Source organism: Prosthecobacter fluviatilis, assembly GCF_042655725.1.
GTDB classification, from domain to species: Bacteria; Verrucomicrobiota; Verrucomicrobiia; order Verrucomicrobiales; family Verrucomicrobiaceae; genus Prosthecobacter; species Prosthecobacter fluviatilis.
In genome coordinates this window covers 55527-72335 of the sequence record NZ_JBHSMQ010000005.1, presented here as the reverse complement: position 1 = coordinate 72335, position 16809 = coordinate 55527, and the positions used below count along the sequence as shown (strand labels likewise).

Genomic DNA, 16809 nt, shown 5'->3' with positions numbered 1-16809 from the left:
CCTGCGCTGAGTAGTGACGGGAAATGACCTTTCTCGAATTCCTCGCCTTGAGCGCCGCCGGCGGCACCGCCGGGGCGATCAATGCGATCGCGGGAGGTGGCACGCTGCTGACGTTTCCTGTGCTGCTCATGTGCGGCACGCCGCCCGTGCTGGCCAATGCCACAAGCACCGTGGGGCTCGTGATTGGCACGGCGGGCAGCATCGTGGGCTTTCGCGGTCATTTGAAGGCCATCCGCACGCGGCTGCTGCAGTTCATCCCGATCTGTCTTGTCGGCGCAGCGGTCGGGAGCTTGCTTCTCACACGCACGAGCGACGACCAGTTTTCAAAGCTCATTCCTTTTCTAGTGCTCTTTGCCACGGTGCTGTTCTTTCTGCAGGGCTTTCTTCGCAGGGGGAGGCCCCACTCAGAAGCGAAATCCAGCGCGCTTTGGTTCTCCATCGCCTTGCAGCTTCCGGTGGCTATTTACGGCGCGTTCTTTGGCGCGGGCATCGGCATCCTCATGCTGGCCTCGTTTGGCTTTATGGGCATGTCCAACATCCACGAAATGAACACGCTTAAAAACGTGCTCGGCTCGCTGATCAATGTCATTGCAGCCTTGTGGTTCATCGCCGTCGGCATGGTGAACTGGCCGCAGGCCCTGGCTCTGACGGCAGGTGCGCTGGTCGGCTACTACCTGGGCGCGCATTTCTCCCAGCGCATCCCGCCGCAGCGTGTGAGAAAACTCATCACCCTTATCGGTCTGGTCATTTCGGCGCTCATGTTTTGGAGGCAGTTCGGCTGATCCAGCCGTCACACCAGTTGCCACGGCCCACGCATGGGGCGCGTGAGCATGGCGGAGGCTTCGGCATCTTCAAGGATCTGCTCCTTCGCCGGATCCCAGCGCAGCCGGTTGCGGTTCAGCCTCAGCGCGATGTTGGCGAGATGCGCGATGGTGATGCTGCGGTGCGCGTACTCAATCGGTGCCGCGGTCATGGCACCATCCTGAATGCCATCGATGAAGTTGCGGAAGTGGTCCTTGCTCTCGTAAAGGCGCACATCGTTTTCGGCCAGCGGTGTTCGCAGGGAGTCGGGCTTGATCTCCAGCTTTCCACGCATGCTGAGGATGCTGCCGTTTTCGCCTTCATACATGATCCCTGAGCCAAAGTCCTGCTTGTCCGCCACGCGCACCGTGGTGCCGTCCTCGTAGCGGTAGGCAAAGGAGAAGTTCGGCGCTGTGCTATAGAGACTTCCCGGTGCTGGCCACGTGGCTTTCAGGTCGAAAAACTCCACAGGCCCGCTTTCATCCTTCCCCAGGGCCCACTGCACGATGTCGAAATGATGCGCGCCAAAGTCGGTGATGTTGCCGCCGGAGTAGTCGAAAAACCAGCGCCAGTTGGAGTGCAGCCGCGCCGGGCAGAAGGGCGCATCAGGAGCGGGGCCGAGCCACATGTCATAGTTTAGTCCCTCCGGCACGGGCGTGGGCGCTGTTTGTGAGGCGCAGCCGTTGTTGTCACGGTTGTCGCTCGCCAGTCCTACGCGGATTTGTTTCAGCTTGCCGATTCTGCCGCTGCGCACGTACTCGCAGGCCATGCGAAAATGAATGTCGCTGCGCTGCTGGCTGCCGGTCTGCCACACGATCTTGCTCTGGCGCACCACATCGCTCATGAAGCGGCCCTGCGCCACCGTGAGGCTCAGCGGCTTTTCACAGTAGATGTGCTTTCCCGCCCGTGCCGCCGCCACGGCTATGAGCGCATGCCAGTGGTCCGGCGTGGCGATCTGCACCGCATCCACATCCTTGCGCGCCAGCACTTCGCGGAAATCCTCGTGCGCGGCGCAGCCCTGGGTGCCGTAGCTCTTGTCCACCAGTCTTCGCGCAGGCTCGCGGCCCAGCGTCCCCGCCTTTTTGATGATGCCCTTGTTGTAGCGGTCAGACTCTTTTTCCACATCACACACCGCCATGACCTGGACACGCTCGTCCTGCAGGAAATTCTTAACCACATCCGTTCCTCGACCGCCACACCCTATCAGCGCCAGCGTGGTGCGATTTGAAGGTGCGACCGCGCCATTTTTTCCCAGTGCAGAGCCAGGGATGAAGGTTGGAAAGCCGACAACGCTGCCGAGGGCGGAGCAATGTCTCAGGAACTGGCGGCGTGAGGGAGCGGCAGGGGCTGTCATGGCGCTATTTCAAACGCGGAATTCAAGGGGGTCCTTCAAGTAAGTGTAAACGGCTAAAATATTCAGTGTTAAATGTTTAAAGTGAAGATGATGAAGTTTATTGATTAGGTTTTATCACTTAAGTAATTAAATAAGGATTGTAATTGGTTGGATAAAAATACTATGATGCTGCCGTTGATTGCAAAGTTCACTGCTATGAAGACCTACCTTTTTGCCAGCCTTAGCCTTCTTCTTGCCTCCACACTGTCGCTTTCTGCCCGGGAGTTTACCGATCTGCAAGGCCGCAAGCTTGATGCGGAGATCATCTCAGCCGCAGGTGGGCAGGTCACGCTCAAGCGCGCTGATGGTCGTGTCTTCGCGGTCGCGGTCACCATGTTCACCACGGATGACCAGAAATTCATCACAGAGTGGGCGGACAATAACACGAAGTATAATTTCGAAGTCACCTACACCAAAAAGAAGCTCAATGAAACGCGCACCAAGCGGGGGCCTGTGACTTACGAGGACGAGACATGGATCTACAAGATCAACATCCGCAACCGTCAGCCCACAAGCGTGGGCGACCTGCGTGTGGACTACTGGTGCTTCCGCCGTGAAGATGGCGGCAAAGGCAAAGGGTCAGCGCGCATTGAAACTTCAGGCAGCAGCAAAATCGCAAGCCTGGCAGGAGCTGGGACGGCAACAGTGGACACCTCGGAAATCGTGCTGCACAAACAGGAGCTGGCGGGAGGCTACTATTTCATCAATGGGGACGATGCGATCCAGTCTGATGGCATGGGCGGCTTCGCCCTGCGCATCTTTGACCGCAAAGGCCGGGAGGTTTACAAGTGGGCGACCAAGGAGGACCTCTTAGTGGCGGCCGTGGGCACGCCGCAGGCGAGAGGTTCCAATGCCGAATCCAGATCGGGTTCAAAATAGTTTGCTGGCGTCCGCGATTTGGAGCGCTACGTAACTCCTCGGCTGCGCCGGCACTGAGCCGCCAGCTTTGCTTTGGATTCTGACAGACGCGCCCTCAAACCTCGCGGCTTGAAAAAGACCGCGAACCGCCAACCACCACCCCCATCCGGGCGTGCGAGGGGGGACGCCCTCGGTCTGGTGGATCTGACGCTCAAGACTGCTGAGTTTAAGCGAAAGCTCACCCAGCCGGAGATCATGCTCGATCACGTCACGCCCCAGGCCTTTGGCTTCGCGGCGGCACTTCTGGTGCGGCATGCGGAAAAAAGCCGTCCGGGATGCCGCGTGTGGATTCTCTGCCCGGATGTGAAAACACAGGACCACGTCCACGCAGAGCTCGGCGTGTGGCAGTGTCCGTCTCTGTATCTTCCTCGCCTCGGGCAGGTGGTGAATGATGCCCTGGTGGACCCGGAGCTGCTGGCCGAGCGTGCCGGCGCTCTGGGGCGCATGACGGAGAGCGATGCGCCCGTGATGGTCCTGTGTGCCGACAGTCTGGACGAGCCCGCACCTGCGGCGGCGGAGATCTCCGACCAGCGCCGCATGCTCAAGGTGGGCGGCACGCTGGATGTGGAGGCGCTGCTGAAGGACCTCGCTGAGGCGGGCTATGAACGAGTGCCCGTCGTCACTGAGCGCGGCCAGTTCGCCCGCCGCGGTGGCATCGTGGACTTTTTTTCCTGGCAGGCGGAGGAGCCGCTGCGCCTCGAGTTTTTCGACGACGAAATCGAGTCCATCCGCGCCTTTGACCTGCACAACCAGTCCTCGGTCAAGCGCCTGGAAAGCGTGGGCGTCATCCTGCAGATGAGCGAAAATGCCGAGGAGGCTTCGCGGGTGCGTGAGCACCTGCGCAAGGACGACTTCATCATCGCCATCGACGGCGAGGCTCCTGCTCAGGCATGCATTCTCAGCGGTGCTGCTCCTGTGGAAGGGCTGGAGGACTTTTCTGCGGCCATTCATGAGAACCCTCTCGGCGTTTTTGATGCATCCGACTTCGTCCTGCATGAGGCGCGCCGGGAGCATTTCGCCCGACAAATACGCGAATGGCATGAGGACGGCTGGCGTTCCGTCATCTTCTTCCACAATGAGGCCGAGCGTGAGCGCTTTGCCGAGCTGCAGAGCGGCCTGCCCTCCTCGCTCGAAACCAAGCTCGGGCTGCTGTATCGCGGCTTCACCGTCCCGGCGGCAAAGCTGGCCGTGCTCACCGGTGCGGAAATCTTCGGCCGTCATCAGCACATCCGGCGCGTGCGCGGCTCCAAGCTGGATGAGGCCGAAGTGCTGCGCAAAGCACGCGATGTCATGCGCGACCTGCGCGAAGGCGACATCGTGGTGCATGCCGAGCATGGCGTGGCCCGCTTTGGCGGCATCGAGGTGCGCGACTCCGGCAAACGCGAGGAGGTGCTCGTTCTGCACTATGCCGAGGGGGCCAAGCTCTTCGTGCCAGTGGCTCACACACATCTCGTCACCCGTTACGTGGGCGTGGGCGGCAAGGCCCCGGCCCTCAGCAAGCTCAGCGAGGCGCGCTGGCAGAAGACGCGCAAGAGCGCGGAAAAAAGCGTGGAGGACTTCGCTGTGCGCATGCTCAGCGTGGCGGCGGAGCGTCAGACGCTGAAGGCGTTTTCACACCCGCCAGACACAAAATGGCAGTTGGAGTTTGAGGAGTCTTTTCTCTACCGCGAAACTCCCGACCAGCTCCGCAGCGTGGAGGAGATCAAGCGGGACATGGAATCCGCCAAGCCCATGGACCGCCTGCTGTGCGCAGACGTGGGCTTTGGCAAGACCGAGGTGGCCATCCGCGCTGCGTTCAAGGCGGTGATGGGCGGCCGGCAGGTGGCCGTCCTTGTGCCCACCACCGTGCTGGCCCGCCAGCATTGGGAAAACATCCGCGAGCGCATGAGCGGCTTCCCGGTCACGGTGGAAATGCTCTGCCGCCTCACTCCAACCGGCAAGGAGCGCGAAATTTTAAAGGGCATCTCGGACGGCACGGTGGACATCGTCGTGGGCACGCACCGTGTCATCTCCAAGGACGTGAAGTTCAAAAACCTCGGCCTGGCCGTGGTGGATGAGGAGCAGCGCTTCGGCGTGAAGCACAAGGAGAAGTTCAAGGACCTCTTCCGCCTCGTGGACGTGCTCACTCTCAGCGCCACGCCCATCCCTCGTACTCTCTACCTCGCGCTCATGGGCATGCGTGACATGAGCACCATCGAGACCCCGCCGCCCAACAAGCAGGCGGTGCAGACCATGATCTGCCCCTACGACGAGCGTACCATCAAGCAGGCTGTGGACGCCGAGATCGAGCGCGGCGGTCAGGTCTTCTTCCTGCACAATCGCGTGATGACCATCGAAAAAGTCGCACAGCGCATCCGCGACCTCTGCCCCAAGGCCCGCGTCATCATCGGCCACGGCCAGATGGACAGCGAGCTGCTGGAGGACGTCATGCACACCTTTGTAGATGGCGGTGCTGACGTGCTCGTCTGCACCACCATCATCGAAAGCGGCGTCGATATTCCGAATGCCAACACCATCATCATCGACCGCGCAGACCGCTTCGGCCTGGCGGACCTTTATCAGCTTCGCGGGCGTGTGGGGCGTGGCGGTGTGCAGGCCCATGCCTACCTGCTGCTGCCGCAGGATGCCGTGACCGCTGGCGATGCACGCAAGCGAGTGAACGCCATCAAGCAGTACGCCGGCCTCGGCAGCGGTTTCAAAATCGCGCTGAGAGATCTGGAGATTCGCGGCGCGGGCAATCTTCTCGGCACAGAGCAGAGCGGCCACATCGCCGCCGTGGGCTTCGATCTCTACTGCCAGATGCTCAAGCAGAGCGTGGCGCGCATGCAGGGCCGCCGCGTGGCGCGCCCGGTCGAGGTGGGCCTGCGTTCAGACTTCCTCGTCATGAGCGAGGCCCAGATGACCCAGGCGGACAAAACAGCCACTCCCGCCTTCATCCCCGCCAGCTTCATCGAGGATCTCAAGCTGCGCATCACCGCTTACCGCCAGGTGGGCGAGATCATGACACGCAAAGAGCTGGAGGAACTTGAGGAGCAATGGCGCGACCAGTTCGGCGAAAAGCTGCCTCATGCCGTGCAGAACCTCCTCACCTGTGCCGCCATACGCCTGTCAGCAGCCCACGCAGGCATCACCGATGTCGAGATCAAGGACCGCAAGCTCATGCTCACCCGCAATGGCAAGTTCGTCATGATCCAGGGCAAGTTCCCGCGCCTTAGCTCCCGCGAAGGTCACAAGCAGCTTGCCGAGGCCCTGGCCATGCTGCGCACGCTGTGATCACAGGCAGCCTGAAAGCTGCGTGTCAAAAAACTGCCGTGCTGTGTTTTCACCCATGTCATAGCACTCCTTCAGCCTCCCTGGAAAAAAGGGTGACGGGCGTGAGTGGTGCGTGACGATGATGCTCAGCTTTTTGCCGTGAAGCCGCGCGAGTTCGATGCGGTCGTCCAGGATCTGACGGTTCATCGCTGCGTGAGATGAGGCGATGGTGTCCAGCATGCGGTGCAGAGGCAGCCGCGAAGGCTTCTTCTCTGGCTGGGTGATCCGGTGAATCACGATGTGGTCGATGTCGTCATCCTTGAACCACGGATCGATCGGCGATTCGTGTGCCACTCCGCCGTCGGTGCACATGCGCCCTTCGAACTCCATCGGTGAAAACAGCATCGGCACGCATGCGCTGGCGGCCATGGCCGTGGCCAGCGGTCCGCTGCGGGCAAAGACCGTCTCGTGTTTCGACAGATCGCTCAGAGCGATCAGCAGCCGCGGATTCGAAAGGGATTCGATCGCCCGTTTGCCCACGAACGACTCGAAATGAGTGCTGGCGCCTGCGGGATCAAAAAAGCCGGGATAGCGGTGCAGGAAACTGTTCACGAGCTGGTGCCAGAGCCATTTGGTGCGTCTGGCAAAGGACAGATACAGTCGGGGGCTCAGCACCGCTTGGCGGATGGCTTCCTGCTCCAGCCCCGCGGCATACAGGCCAGCGGTGATGGCGCCCGCAGAGGAGCCCGACACCGCGACCGGACGCACCCCGAGCGCATGCAACTGCGCGAGAAAGCCCGCATGGGTGGCATAGCCCATGAAGGATGCGCCCAGCGCTATGGCGATGCGTGGTGATGAACTCATGCTCTGACTACCTCCGGCGGGATGATGACGGAGTGCCTGGCGCGTAGAAACACCACGCCGCCTACGATGCCCCAGAACACGTTGAAAAGCCACCCTGCCAGTGAGGCCGAGATCCCCACGGCCTCGGGCACTCCGGCCAGACCCGCAAGCAGCGCCTCAAAGGTGCGCTCGCGCACGCCGAGACCGGAGACGGACACCGGCAGGGACGCCGCTGCATCCACGATCGGCATGGCTGTCAGCACATCCAGCACGGGCGCCATGCCTCCCACCGCCCTGAGCCCGCAGTAAAAGCTCATGAAAAAAGCCGCGTGCATGCCGGTGGAGACCACTGACGCGGAGAGCGTGCGCTTCCATAGCAGCGCAAAGACATCATGCACCTGCGTCAGACGTGCGATGAGGCCTGCCAGTTTGGGATTGCCCATGGTGCGGGGAAACGTGCGCCTCCCCCATGCCAGCAGGCTTGGCTTGAAGGAAAACCAGCTGATCACCAGCCCCACCAGTGCTCCGCCGACATACATGGCATAGCCTGTGATCAGCATGCGCAGATCATAGCCGATTTCATTCCAGTGCGAGGCCCGCGCCAGCAGGCAGGCGGTGAATAAAAACGCCACAGATAGAAGCCCCGTCAGGTGGTCCAGCACGAGTGACACGCTCACCGGCATCGTCTGTCCGGGCAGGCGGCGGGAAAGCGACATGATCTTGTACGTGTCGCCACCCACGACCCCCACGGAGCTGATGTTGAAAAACGCGCTGACCATTTCCGTCGATAACACCACATGAAATGGCAGATCGGGCACCTGGCCGCGCAGGATGATGTGCCAGCGGATCGCGGTCAGAAACAGCGAGAGAAACGCAAACGTGATCCCCGCCAGTGTCCAGGGCCAGTTGGTCAGCAGGGCGCGCAGGCGCGGCACTATGTCGGCTACGAGGTCATGCTCCCGGAACAGCAGCGCCAGCAGCACGCCGCTGATCAGCAGACGCAGGGAGATGGAGACGAAGCGTTTCAAAACGCGGGACTAGGGCAGGGAACTCACGCTGCCGCCTTTTGGTCCACGGCTTCGGCGATCGTGTTTACACTTTGAAGGATGCGCTTCGCCTGGTCTTGGTCGGCCATTTTGAACCCAAAATGCTTTTCAATCATCACCACCAGTTGCAGCGCGTCCACAGAGTCAAGGCCGATGCCTGCAGGGCCAAACAAAGGGGTGTCATCGCCGATTTCATCTGCAGTCATGTCGAGCATGAGTTCGCTGATCATAAGTTCTTTGAGGCGCTGGCGGGTCGGCATGCAGGGGATACGTTTCGTAGGGTGTAGAGGGGAGGCTAAAGGAGCCCCCCGTCAATTTTGAGGGTCGAACCAGTGATATAGCTCGCATCCGGGCTCGCAAGGAAGAAAACCGCCGCCGCCACCTCCTCTGGCCTGGCAAATCTTCTCATCGGGAGTTGCATTTTGAGCGCCTTGAGGTGTTCGGATGTCCAGTCCGCTGGCAGTCCGCCTTCGATATAACCGGGGCAGACGGCATTGACCGTGATCCCCATCCGGGCAGACTCCTTGGACAGGCTCTGCGTCAGCCCTATCACTCCAGCCTTGGCGGCGGCATAGTTGGTTTGCCCTGCCGGCGAAGAAATGGCGCTCAGCGAGGCGATGTTCACGATCCGCCCCTGCCTCCCCCGCATCATCCCTGGCAAAACGGCCTGGCACCCGTGGAAGACGGCGTTCAGATTGGCGTCCAAGACACGCGACCACTGCTCCTGCGCCATGTTGGCCAGCAGCGCGTCTTCGTGAAATCCCGCGTTGTTGACCAGGACGCTCACTGGTGCTGCCTGGCTTTCGATTTCGCTCAGAGCGGCTTTCCAGGCATCTGGAGAGGTGATTTCAAGCGTGATCAAGTCCGCCCGGCCCGGAAATCGGGTCGCAAGCTCCTGCGCCCGCTCCCGTCTCTCACGCACCCCCAAAAACACACGGCAGTTTTCCTCTTTCGTGAGGAAAAATTCCGCGATGGCAAGACCCAGCGCTCCGTTGGCGCCTGTGATTAAAATGCTGCGACTCATCCGCGAAGCATTGGAGTTCGCAGCTGGCACTTGCAAGTCACTTCATCTTCCCTCTCCACACCTGGGGAGATCTCACTCCGGGTCGCGCCTCCCCGCCGGGGATCACGATTTGCCCCTGCCACCTCACGGCATTCGTCGTCACGAGCGAAAAAGGCACTTCGCCCGCCTGGCTCCATGCCTGCGTCTTTGCATCAAAAACCAGAATCGACCTCGGGAAGCCGGGATGCTTTTCCTTGGGCTCAAAGTTCACGTTGGCCCCGTCATCTCCGCCCAGGATGTACATCTTGCCATCAATCACGGGGGGAGGATTCGGAGCCGCAACGGCCACGCGGGGCATGTCCGGCAGTTTTTGCCAGCCCGTGGCCGGTGCGTAGGCCCACGCATCATTCAGCCATTCGCGCTCAGCTTTGCCATCCTTTCCCGCATGCAAGGCCGCACCGCCAAACACGTGTACCACGCCATTCACAGCAGCCATGCAGGCCAGCATGCGCGGTTTGCCGGGGCAGGGGGGCAGTTCCTGCCACGCTGCGCCGGGTTGCTTGAGATCGAGCGACCAAAACGTGCTCAGCGCCGTGGTGGCCGCCGGTGTTTCGATCCCTCCAGAGATGTAAATGACCCCATCGGATTCGCATCCGCACATGAAGGCACAGGGCTTTGGCAGTGGCGGCAGCTGGGCGTCTTTTTGCACCCAGAACACCTCACGGAAGTGTTCTGTGGCATTGCCCCCGCCCAGGATGATCCAGCCGTCGGGAGTCGTGATGCTCACCCCGTAGCCATTGGGCTTGGGCAGTTTTCCCGCCACCCGCCAGGCTCCATCCGGCTTCTCCAGCGCGAAGAGTGTGTCATACCATAGCTTCGTCCCGCCCTCCCATGGCATTTTGTCGATGAAATGCGTCCCTCCCGCGACCATGAGCGTGCCCTCGACCACTCCTGCAAACGAACCGGCAAAGCCCCGCGCATCGGGCAATGCTGGTAGCGATGACCATTGAAAATCAGCGGCGTAGGTGGTGAAAATCAGGGACATGTGGCAGAGTATCACTCGAAGCATGACCGGCACTTAACGCAGGTTTGATGATAGTTCCGGCACATTGAGTGCTTATTTTGGCATTCCCATGCTCACTATTTCTGGCAAATCCCACGGCAAGTTCTGCGACGGCGTCTCGCGTCGTGACTTCCTTCGCATTGGCGGTCTCGCCATGGGCGGTCTGTCCTTGCCTGAACTGCTCAAAGCCGAGGCCGAGGCTCGCACGGGCCGCAGCTTCAAGTCTGTCATCATGATCTACATGTGCGGAGCCCCGCCGCATCAGGACATGTATGACTTGAAGATGGACGCGCCGCTGGAGATTCGCGGCCCTTACAAACCGATCAAGACCGCCGTCCCCGGCATCCACATCTCCGAGCATGCGCCGCGCCTCGCCAAGATCATGGACAAGCTGGTGCCCATTCGCAGCATGTACGGCTCTCCAAATGGTGCCCATGACAGCTTCATCTGCTACACCGGCAAGCCCCCGCCCCCGAATGGCGGCGGTGCTCCCGTGGGCCGTCTTTCGGATCCCCCCTCTTTGGGGTCTGTTGTTTCCAAGCTCAAAGGCCAGGCAGACCCCGCCATGCCCGCCTTCATCGGTCTCGCTCCCAAGGCCGGACACCCGCCCTATGGCTCGCCCGGGCATCCGGGCTTCTGCGGCAACACGCACGCTGCCTTCCGCCCCAACGGCGCTGGCATGGAAGATCTCCAGCTCAATGGCATCACGCTCGACCGCCTCGAAGATCGCCGCTCCCTGCTCACTGGCTTTGATTCCTTCCGCCGGGAGCTCGACGCCAGCGGCCTCGTCGGCAGCATGGACGCCTTCAATCAGCAGGCCCTGAATGTGCTGACCTCCAGCAAGCTGCTCGCCGCTCTCGATTTGAATCAGGAGAGCGTCAAAACCCGTGAACGCTACGGCAAAGGTGATCCCAAGAACTACGGCGACGGCGCACCCCTCAATCTTGAGCACTTCCTCCTCGCCCGCCGTCTTGTCGAAGCCGGTGCCCGTGTGGTCACTTTGAATTTCGGCCGCTGGGACTTCCACGACAACAACTACCCGCAGCTCCTGCGCCATCTGCCGCTCTTTGACCAGGGCATGAGCGCCCTCGTTGAAGATCTCCATCAGCGCGGCCTCGACAAGGACGTGGCCGTCGTCGCCTGGGGCGAGTTTGGTCGCACGCCGATGGTGAACAAGGACGGGGGCCGTGACCACTGGCCTCGTGTCGGCGGCGCCCTGCTCGCCGGTGGCGGTTTCCGCACTGGCCAGGTCATCGGTGCCACGGACCGCCTTGGCGGCGAACCCACCGAACGTCCCGTGCATTTCGGCGAAGTCTTTGCCTCGCTCTACCAGCACATGGGCATCGACACCGTGAAGACCACGCTCAACGATTTGACTGGTCGCCCGCAGTATCTCGTCGACGGCTGGCAGCCCATGCCCGAGCTGGTTTGAAGCAGAAGGCGCCTTGCCCATGCCTCCAGGGTGGCATATGGTGGGCCATATGTATCCGGTCAAAACGACTGTTCCAGAAGGGCTGATCCTCAAAGACGGAGATGAAGCCGATCTGCGTGTTGTCATTGAGGATGGAGCGATCGTGGTGACCAAAATATTGAGGAAGAAGTCTGCTGCTGACGCCTCCAAACCCGAGCACACAATCAAGCTTGGGGTTTGGAACCGGAAGTAGTCCGTTTGGAAAGTCTTGCCTGCGGTGCGGCGTATTCCCATGCGCATGTCCTTGCCGCATCCAGCACATCCCGTTTCCCGCCGTGAAGTGATCCAGGCCGGGGCTGTAGGGCTTCTGGGCCTCGGAATGAACCACCTCAGCGCCCTTCAGGCGATGACCGCGGCCACGCAGCCGCCACGGGCAAAGTCCGTCATCTACATCTTCCTTTCCGGCGGGCTCGCCCAGCATGAGAGCTTCGACATGAAGCCGGACGCCCCCATGGAGATCCGTGGCGAGTTCAAACCCATCCGCACCCGCACCCCCGGCCTGCACATCTGCGAGCACCTGCCCAATCTCGCGCGCATTTCTGAAAAGTGGTCGCTGGTGCGTTCGCTCACCCATGGCAGCAGTGATCACTCGCTGGGCCATCACATCATGCTCACCGGCCGCAGTGATGCGCCGCTTGGGTTCGATCCATCCAAGCCGAAAAAATCCGATCATCCCAGCATGGCCGCGCTGGCCACTGCGCTGCTGCCCAAGCGCAAAGACAATCTGCCCCCCGCCATCGTGCTGCCAGACAAGCTCGTGCACCGTGAAGGCCGCACGCTCGCAGGACAGTTCGCAGGCACGCTTGGCGCTCAGCATGACCCATGGTTTTTGGAGATGTCGCCCTACCACCCCAAGCACTACGGCGCTTATCCCAAATACCTCTTTCATCACGAGCGTGGTTTGGAAACGGACCCCGCCCTCCGCTTCCAGGCCCCGCATCTCTCGCTGCCGCAAGGACTCACCATGGACCGCGTCATGGACCGCGTCTCACTCCGCAATGCCTTGGAGCAGCAGGCCAATGATCTCACCGCACTGGCCGGCGATGAAGCCTTTGACTCCACCCGTCAGGCGGCCATCGGCCTGCTGAGCAACCGCAAGGTGCATGACGCCTTCAGCCTGGAAAAAGTCGACCCCAAGATGCTCGACCGCTACGGCCGTCACAGCTTTGGCTGGTCCCTGCTCATGGCCCGCAGGCTCGTCCAGAGCGGCGTGCGCATGGTGCAGGTGAATCTCGGCAACAACGAGACCTGGGACACGCACCAGGCCGCGTGGGGAAACCTCAAAAACTACCTCCTCCCGCCGATGGACCAGGCCGTGAGTGCTCTGCTCGAAGACCTCGACGCCAGCGGTCAGCTCGATGAGACCCTCATCGTCATGGGCGGCGAGTTTGGCCGCACCCCCAAAATCAAGAGCATCTCCGCCACCGCTCTGCCGGGCCGCGATCATTGGGGCCATGCGCAGAGCATCCTTCTCGCCGGTGGTGGCATCAAAGGAGGGCGCGTCATTGGTGAAACCGACAAGCACGGTGGCTACCCCGTCAGCGATGCCCAGACCCCCGAAAATCTCGCCGCTACGATCTACGAAGCCCTCGGCCTCCCCCGCGAAACCATCTGGAAAGACTTCACCGGACGCCCTCACACGCTCTACATGGGGTCGCCCATCGGCGGCCTCGTCTAGCGCCACCGGCTTTTACTCGAAGCCGAGCAGCCCCTTCAAGCCGTCGATCACCTTCTGCTCCTCTTTGCTGATTTTCGAGCCGAGACCAAGGAAGCCGCCGCCTTCCGCCTCGGCGGTTTTGATCGCAATCGCCATCGCGATCTTCCGGTAGATGTCGAAATCTTCGTCTCCGAACTTCGTGGCCGCCAGTTGCACCGCGTCGAGCACCATTTGCGGCGGACGCGAGCCGCGCGCGGTCACGGCGGGCCACAGCTTGTGCATGTTGTCCGGGATCCGTGCCGCAGCTTTGAAGACGAGGCTGGTGAGCACCCCTTCTGACACCACGTTGATAATGCCGGCAAAGGCTTCACACTCCTTGTCGCCGACTTTGCCATCCGCAGCGGCCACCAGCAGGAAACTGGCGACGAGTCCCATGCTCAGCACATCCCAGTCCGCTTCTGCGAGTCCTCCGCTGGCTATCTCCACATCATGGCCCTGCATCAGCGCCATGATGCTGGCCAGCGTGTCGCGGGCCATGGCAGGTGAATCGTGGGTGACCAGCGCGGCGGCCATGTTTTGAAGATGCTGCATGAAAGCCGCCTGCTCAGACGCCTCGAATTTCTGCGTCAGCAAGGCTTGGCCTTGCACGAACAGGGGCTTGGGTGCCTGGGCAAACTGGATCTCCGCAAACACCAGCCAGAAGAGCTGGTCGAAGTAGCGCAGCAGTGCGTGTGCCGCACAGGATTCCTGACCGGGTGTGTAACCTGCCATGAGGCACTGTTTGAGAGCAGCCTTGCGCGCATTCCCGAGTTCTCCTCCGTGGCAGCCGCTCATCGATGCATAGAGACAGCCAAGGACGGATGACAACTGACGAAGTTCGGCCTCGGTGAAGCGCTGCAGCGCGGGATCGATGCCGGGCCAGTACGTGGTGACCTGGAGTTCGTCCGTGTAGCGCTCGTTGTTTTTGCTGTAGCCCATGAAATGGAACAGGTCGGACAATTGATCAGCCATCGCCACGCGCTCAGGCACTGGATGACCGTTGTCATCGCGCACGGCGGCTGCCGCCACGCGTCCGAGGTGCAGGAGAAACTGCAGCTTGTCTGACGGCGTCAGTTGCTCGGACAGCGCCGCTTGAATTTCTTCGATCAGCGGTGCTGTGTCAGCCAGTCCTGTCAGTTCAGCGTGGAGCCGCTGGAAATGGTTTGCGAGATGCTGGAGCGCGTCAGTATAGAGGCAGATGCGCGCATTGGGCTCACCCGCCGCCTCGACATGCTCGTTGAACCGGGCGGAATCAACCGCAGTGGGACCCGCATTGACGCCGGTGATCGCGAGATGAACAAACAGGGGCGCTTTGGCGAGTGTGTCGAGGTTGGGTGAGCTCATGATCAGACTTGAAGAAAAAAGAGAGATCTTGTTATCACTTCTCAGTCTTCGCTGCCACGTCTTTTCCATCAGAGGTTATCTCGATGTTGCCATGCCACGCAGTCACAAACACCTGCGTGCCCAGCGGCTCGAATTGCTTCGTCAGTTTCTCCCCGGGCGATGGCACCTCGCTTCCGGCGTAAAAATCCAGGCATGAGGCGATGGCATATTTCGGCTTCGTTGCCGCCGCAAACTCGGGATGCGTGTTGAATCCATGATGGGGTGCCGTGACCACCGCCGCTTTCAGTTTCTCCTCCGGTGTCTTTTCCAGCACGTAGCGCTGCCCGGTGCCGTAGGCGTCACCTGGGAAGAATAGAACGTTCTGGCCATGCTGCATGCGCAGGAAGAGCGAGTTCGTGTTCAGCAGGCCGTGTTCCGTGATCTTGGCGGGATCGCTGTCCAAGTTGTGCATGGTTTTCGGCGGCGAGAGCACTTCGACGGTCAGGGCGGAATCAAAGTCGAGCTTGTCCCCCTCGGTGGCGGCGATGTACTTTGCCCCACGCTCCTGCGCATGCTGGCGGAGTCGGCTGTAGGCCAGTGAGAAGCCACGTGCGGAATAACCCGTGTCCACAAAGGTCTTCACCGGCATGTGATCCAGCAGCCACATCGCGCCGCCATAGTGGTCGCCATGCGGATGGCTGATGGCGATGCCGTCAATCTGCGTGATTCCGCGCGCTTTGAGAAACGGCTCAATGGTGTCGCGTCCGGCATCGTAGGTGTCGGATTGCGGGCCGGTGTCGATCATCCATGTTCCGCCGCCCGGGGTTTGCACCACCACGGCCAGCCCGTGCTTCGGCATGTTCAAGTAGGTGATGATGAGCTTGCCATCCGCCGCGTGAAGCGCGGTAGCCAGCAGCAGGCATAAAAGGATGAGGCGGTTCATGGACGTTTGAGCTTGTTCCAGCCCTCGGCTGGCTGTCGAGCCAATTTCCGCCACTCCGGCACCTGTGCGATGGTTTGCTCCATCAAATCGGCGCATTGCTCCGCGATCGTCACCAGCGTCTCCCTCATGCCCGCGCTCTCGGCCATTTCGATCATCGCATCAAACTCCAGCCCGCCGCTCACGCGTTTTGCCTCCTCGCTGTCACGCTGCACCACCCGCAGCACATCCTCAGTGTGGTGCGGTAGCCAGCGGCGGTTTTCAGCGAGCACCGCAGCTAGCAGCGACTGCAGCTCGGGCTTCCAGCCATTATCAAACAACAGGGCGAGCTCGCCTCGTTTCTCGCCAATCCGCATGTAGTGCGGCTGGATCGCCTCCACCGGAGTCGCCGCCATGTCGCGGAAAGTTTTGTTCCAGTCGATGCCTAGCTCGCCGCCAATCGTGTGAAACGTGAACTGATCCTGCACGATGCGGTTTCGCGGCGTGTAAACACCATCCAGCAAATGCATCCGAATGCCCGGCTGCACCGACTTGATCAATGAATCGCCCACGATGTGCACCATCCAGCCTAGCGCATAGGCTAGGCCGCGCTCAGAGTTCATGTCATCGCAGATGGCCCGCGTACAGTAGTCCGCCAGATGGTCCCACGGCACACGCAGATTCACCTCCGGTTTCGCCCAGCCGAAGACGAGATGCGCACGGCCATAAAACAGCTCATGGATTTCCTTCGGCCTGTATTGGCGCCCCTCATGTTCCAGCGTCCACGGCTTAACCGCTCCGCCCGTGATCGGGCTTTTTTCCAGCGGCACCGTGCCAAAGCCCACCTCTCGTCCGGTGTCCACACAGACAGCCTCGGGCATCACCTGGATGTCGCAGCCGAGATACGCACCACATAAAAAGCTCGGCAGATGCCGCTCGATGATCGGCGTGATGGGCAGCCCGCGCCCCTTCGCAGCTTTCGCCGCGAGGATGCCATACATCGTGTGTCCGATCAGTCCGCTCATGTTTAGAACCAAACGCATTCTGAATTGCCGGTCTGGCAAGAGTCCCATCACTCGCC

At 61.1% G+C, this 16809-nt stretch carries 15 protein-coding genes; 6 read left to right on the top strand and 9 right to left on the bottom strand.

The window, feature by feature from the left end; translation table 11 throughout:
• Positions 1–23 precede the first annotated feature (23 nt).
• Positions 24–782: a sulfite exporter TauE/SafE family protein gene (locus ACFQDI_RS14420; RefSeq protein WP_377167928.1), complete on the top strand. Its 759-nt coding sequence runs from the start codon at positions 24–26 to the stop codon at positions 780–782.
• A gap of 8 nt (positions 783–790) precedes the next feature.
• On the opposite strand, the gene ACFQDI_RS14415 is transcribed toward ACFQDI_RS14420, so the two are convergent.
• A complete protein-coding gene (locus tag ACFQDI_RS14415; protein ID WP_377167926.1) occupies positions 791–2155 on the bottom strand; it encodes a Gfo/Idh/MocA family protein in 1365 nt (454 codons plus the stop codon).
• A 195-nt stretch (positions 2156–2350) separates the two neighbouring features.
• Between ACFQDI_RS14415 and ACFQDI_RS14410 the strand changes: the two genes are divergently transcribed.
• Positions 2351–3073 (top strand): hypothetical protein, encoded by a 723-nt coding sequence (locus ACFQDI_RS14410; protein ID WP_377167924.1) that lies wholly within the window; start codon positions 2351–2353, stop codon positions 3071–3073.
• Between the two features lie 108 nt (positions 3074–3181).
• Complete coding sequence (gene mfd / locus ACFQDI_RS14405) at positions 3182–6385, top strand: transcription-repair coupling factor (protein ID WP_377167922.1); 3204 nt, start codon at positions 3182–3184, stop codon at positions 6383–6385.
• On the opposite strand, the gene ACFQDI_RS14400 is transcribed toward mfd, so the two are convergent.
• Genes ACFQDI_RS14400 through ACFQDI_RS14380 form a run of 5 tightly spaced genes read right to left on the bottom strand, consistent with a single transcriptional unit; the run spans position 6386 to position 10301 of the window.
• Entirely contained in the window at positions 6386–7228 is an 843-nt protein-coding gene (locus ACFQDI_RS14400) for a patatin-like phospholipase family protein (protein ID WP_377167920.1), read from the bottom strand. It lies immediately after the preceding gene.
• Positions 7225–8235, bottom strand: a complete 1011-nt coding sequence (locus ACFQDI_RS14395; RefSeq protein ID WP_377167918.1) for a lysylphosphatidylglycerol synthase transmembrane domain-containing protein — start codon at positions 8233–8235, stop codon at positions 7225–7227. The genes ACFQDI_RS14400 and ACFQDI_RS14395 overlap by 4 nt, the downstream gene beginning before the upstream one ends.
• 23 nt (positions 8236–8258) lie before the next feature.
• A complete protein-coding gene (locus ACFQDI_RS14390; protein WP_377167916.1) occupies positions 8259–8513 on the bottom strand; it encodes a phosphopantetheine-binding protein in 255 nt (84 codons plus the stop codon).
• A gap of 35 nt (positions 8514–8548) precedes the next feature.
• Positions 8549–9277, bottom strand: coding sequence for a 3-oxoacyl-ACP reductase FabG (gene fabG, locus ACFQDI_RS14385; protein ID WP_377167914.1), 729 nt, complete (start codon positions 9275–9277; stop codon positions 8549–8551).
• 37 nt (positions 9278–9314) lie between these two features.
• Positions 9315–10301 carry a galactose oxidase gene (locus ACFQDI_RS14380; protein WP_377167912.1) on the bottom strand — a complete coding sequence of 329 codons (987 nt, stop codon included), beginning with the start codon at positions 10299–10301 and terminating at the stop codon, positions 9315–9317.
• Between the two features lie 88 nt (positions 10302–10389).
• Here ACFQDI_RS14380 and ACFQDI_RS14375 point away from each other — a divergent pair, with 88 nt between their 5' ends.
• Genes ACFQDI_RS14375 through ACFQDI_RS14365 form a run of 3 tightly spaced genes read left to right on the top strand, consistent with a single transcriptional unit; the run spans position 10390 to position 13468 of the window.
• Complete coding sequence (locus tag ACFQDI_RS14375; protein ID WP_377167910.1) at positions 10390–11751, top strand: DUF1501 domain-containing protein; 1362 nt, start codon at positions 10390–10392, stop codon at positions 11749–11751.
• A 49-nt stretch (positions 11752–11800) separates the two neighbouring features.
• Positions 11801–11983, top strand: a complete 183-nt coding sequence (locus ACFQDI_RS14370; RefSeq protein WP_377167908.1) for a hypothetical protein — start codon at positions 11801–11803, stop codon at positions 11981–11983.
• 45 nt (positions 11984–12028) lie between these two features.
• Positions 12029–13468 (top strand): DUF1501 domain-containing protein, encoded by a 1440-nt coding sequence (locus ACFQDI_RS14365; RefSeq protein WP_377167906.1) that lies wholly within the window; start codon positions 12029–12031, stop codon positions 13466–13468.
• Positions 13469–13480: 12 nt separating this feature from the next.
• On the opposite strand, the gene ACFQDI_RS14360 is transcribed toward ACFQDI_RS14365, so the two are convergent.
• From ACFQDI_RS14360 to ACFQDI_RS14350, 3 genes are read right to left on the bottom strand one after another with little or no spacing between them, the layout of a single operon-like run.
• Positions 13481–14830, bottom strand: coding sequence for a hypothetical protein (locus tag ACFQDI_RS14360; protein ID WP_377167904.1), 1350 nt, complete (start codon positions 14828–14830; stop codon positions 13481–13483).
• Between the two features lie 34 nt (positions 14831–14864).
• A complete protein-coding gene (locus tag ACFQDI_RS14355) occupies positions 14865–15752 on the bottom strand; it encodes a ComEC/Rec2 family competence protein (protein WP_377167902.1) in 888 nt (295 codons plus the stop codon).
• The gene (locus tag ACFQDI_RS14350) at positions 15749–16753 is read right to left on the bottom strand and encodes a hypothetical protein (protein WP_377167900.1); all 1005 of its coding nucleotides are present in this window, start codon (positions 16751–16753) and stop codon (positions 15749–15751) included. Before ACFQDI_RS14350 ends, ACFQDI_RS14355 begins: the two co-directional genes overlap by 4 nt.
• Positions 16754–16809: the final 56 nt, after the last annotated feature.

Coding starts and splice junctions, on each gene's coding strand:
- ACFQDI_RS14420 (WP_377167928.1), top strand. CDS start 24: ATGACCTTTCTCGAATTCCTCGCCTTGAGCGCCGCCGGCGGCACCGCC.
- ACFQDI_RS14415 (WP_377167926.1), bottom strand. CDS start 2,155: ATGACAGCCCCTGCCGCTCCCTCACGCCGCCAGTTCCTGAGACATTGC.
- ACFQDI_RS14410 (WP_377167924.1), top strand. CDS start 2,351: ATGAAGACCTACCTTTTTGCCAGCCTTAGCCTTCTTCTTGCCTCCACA.
- ACFQDI_RS14400 (WP_377167920.1), bottom strand. CDS start 7,228: ATGAGTTCATCACCACGCATCGCCATAGCGCTGGGCGCATCCTTCATG.
- ACFQDI_RS14390 (WP_377167916.1), bottom strand. CDS start 8,513: ATGCCGACCCGCCAGCGCCTCAAAGAACTTATGATCAGCGAACTCATG.
- fabG (WP_377167914.1), bottom strand. CDS start 9,277: ATGAGTCGCAGCATTTTAATCACAGGCGCCAACGGAGCGCTGGGTCTT.
- ACFQDI_RS14380 (WP_377167912.1), bottom strand. CDS start 10,301: ATGTCCCTGATTTTCACCACCTACGCCGCTGATTTTCAATGGTCATCG.
- ACFQDI_RS14375 (WP_377167910.1), top strand. CDS start 10,390: ATGCTCACTATTTCTGGCAAATCCCACGGCAAGTTCTGCGACGGCGTC.
- ACFQDI_RS14370 (WP_377167908.1), top strand. CDS start 11,801: ATGTATCCGGTCAAAACGACTGTTCCAGAAGGGCTGATCCTCAAAGAC.
- ACFQDI_RS14365 (WP_377167906.1), top strand. CDS start 12,029: ATGTCCTTGCCGCATCCAGCACATCCCGTTTCCCGCCGTGAAGTGATC.
- ACFQDI_RS14360 (WP_377167904.1), bottom strand. CDS start 14,830: ATGAGCTCACCCAACCTCGACACACTCGCCAAAGCGCCCCTGTTTGTT.
- ACFQDI_RS14355 (WP_377167902.1), bottom strand. CDS start 15,752: ATGAACCGCCTCATCCTTTTATGCCTGCTGCTGGCTACCGCGCTTCAC.
- ACFQDI_RS14350 (WP_377167900.1), bottom strand. CDS start 16,753: ATGAGCGGACTGATCGGACACACGATGTATGGCATCCTCGCGGCGAAA.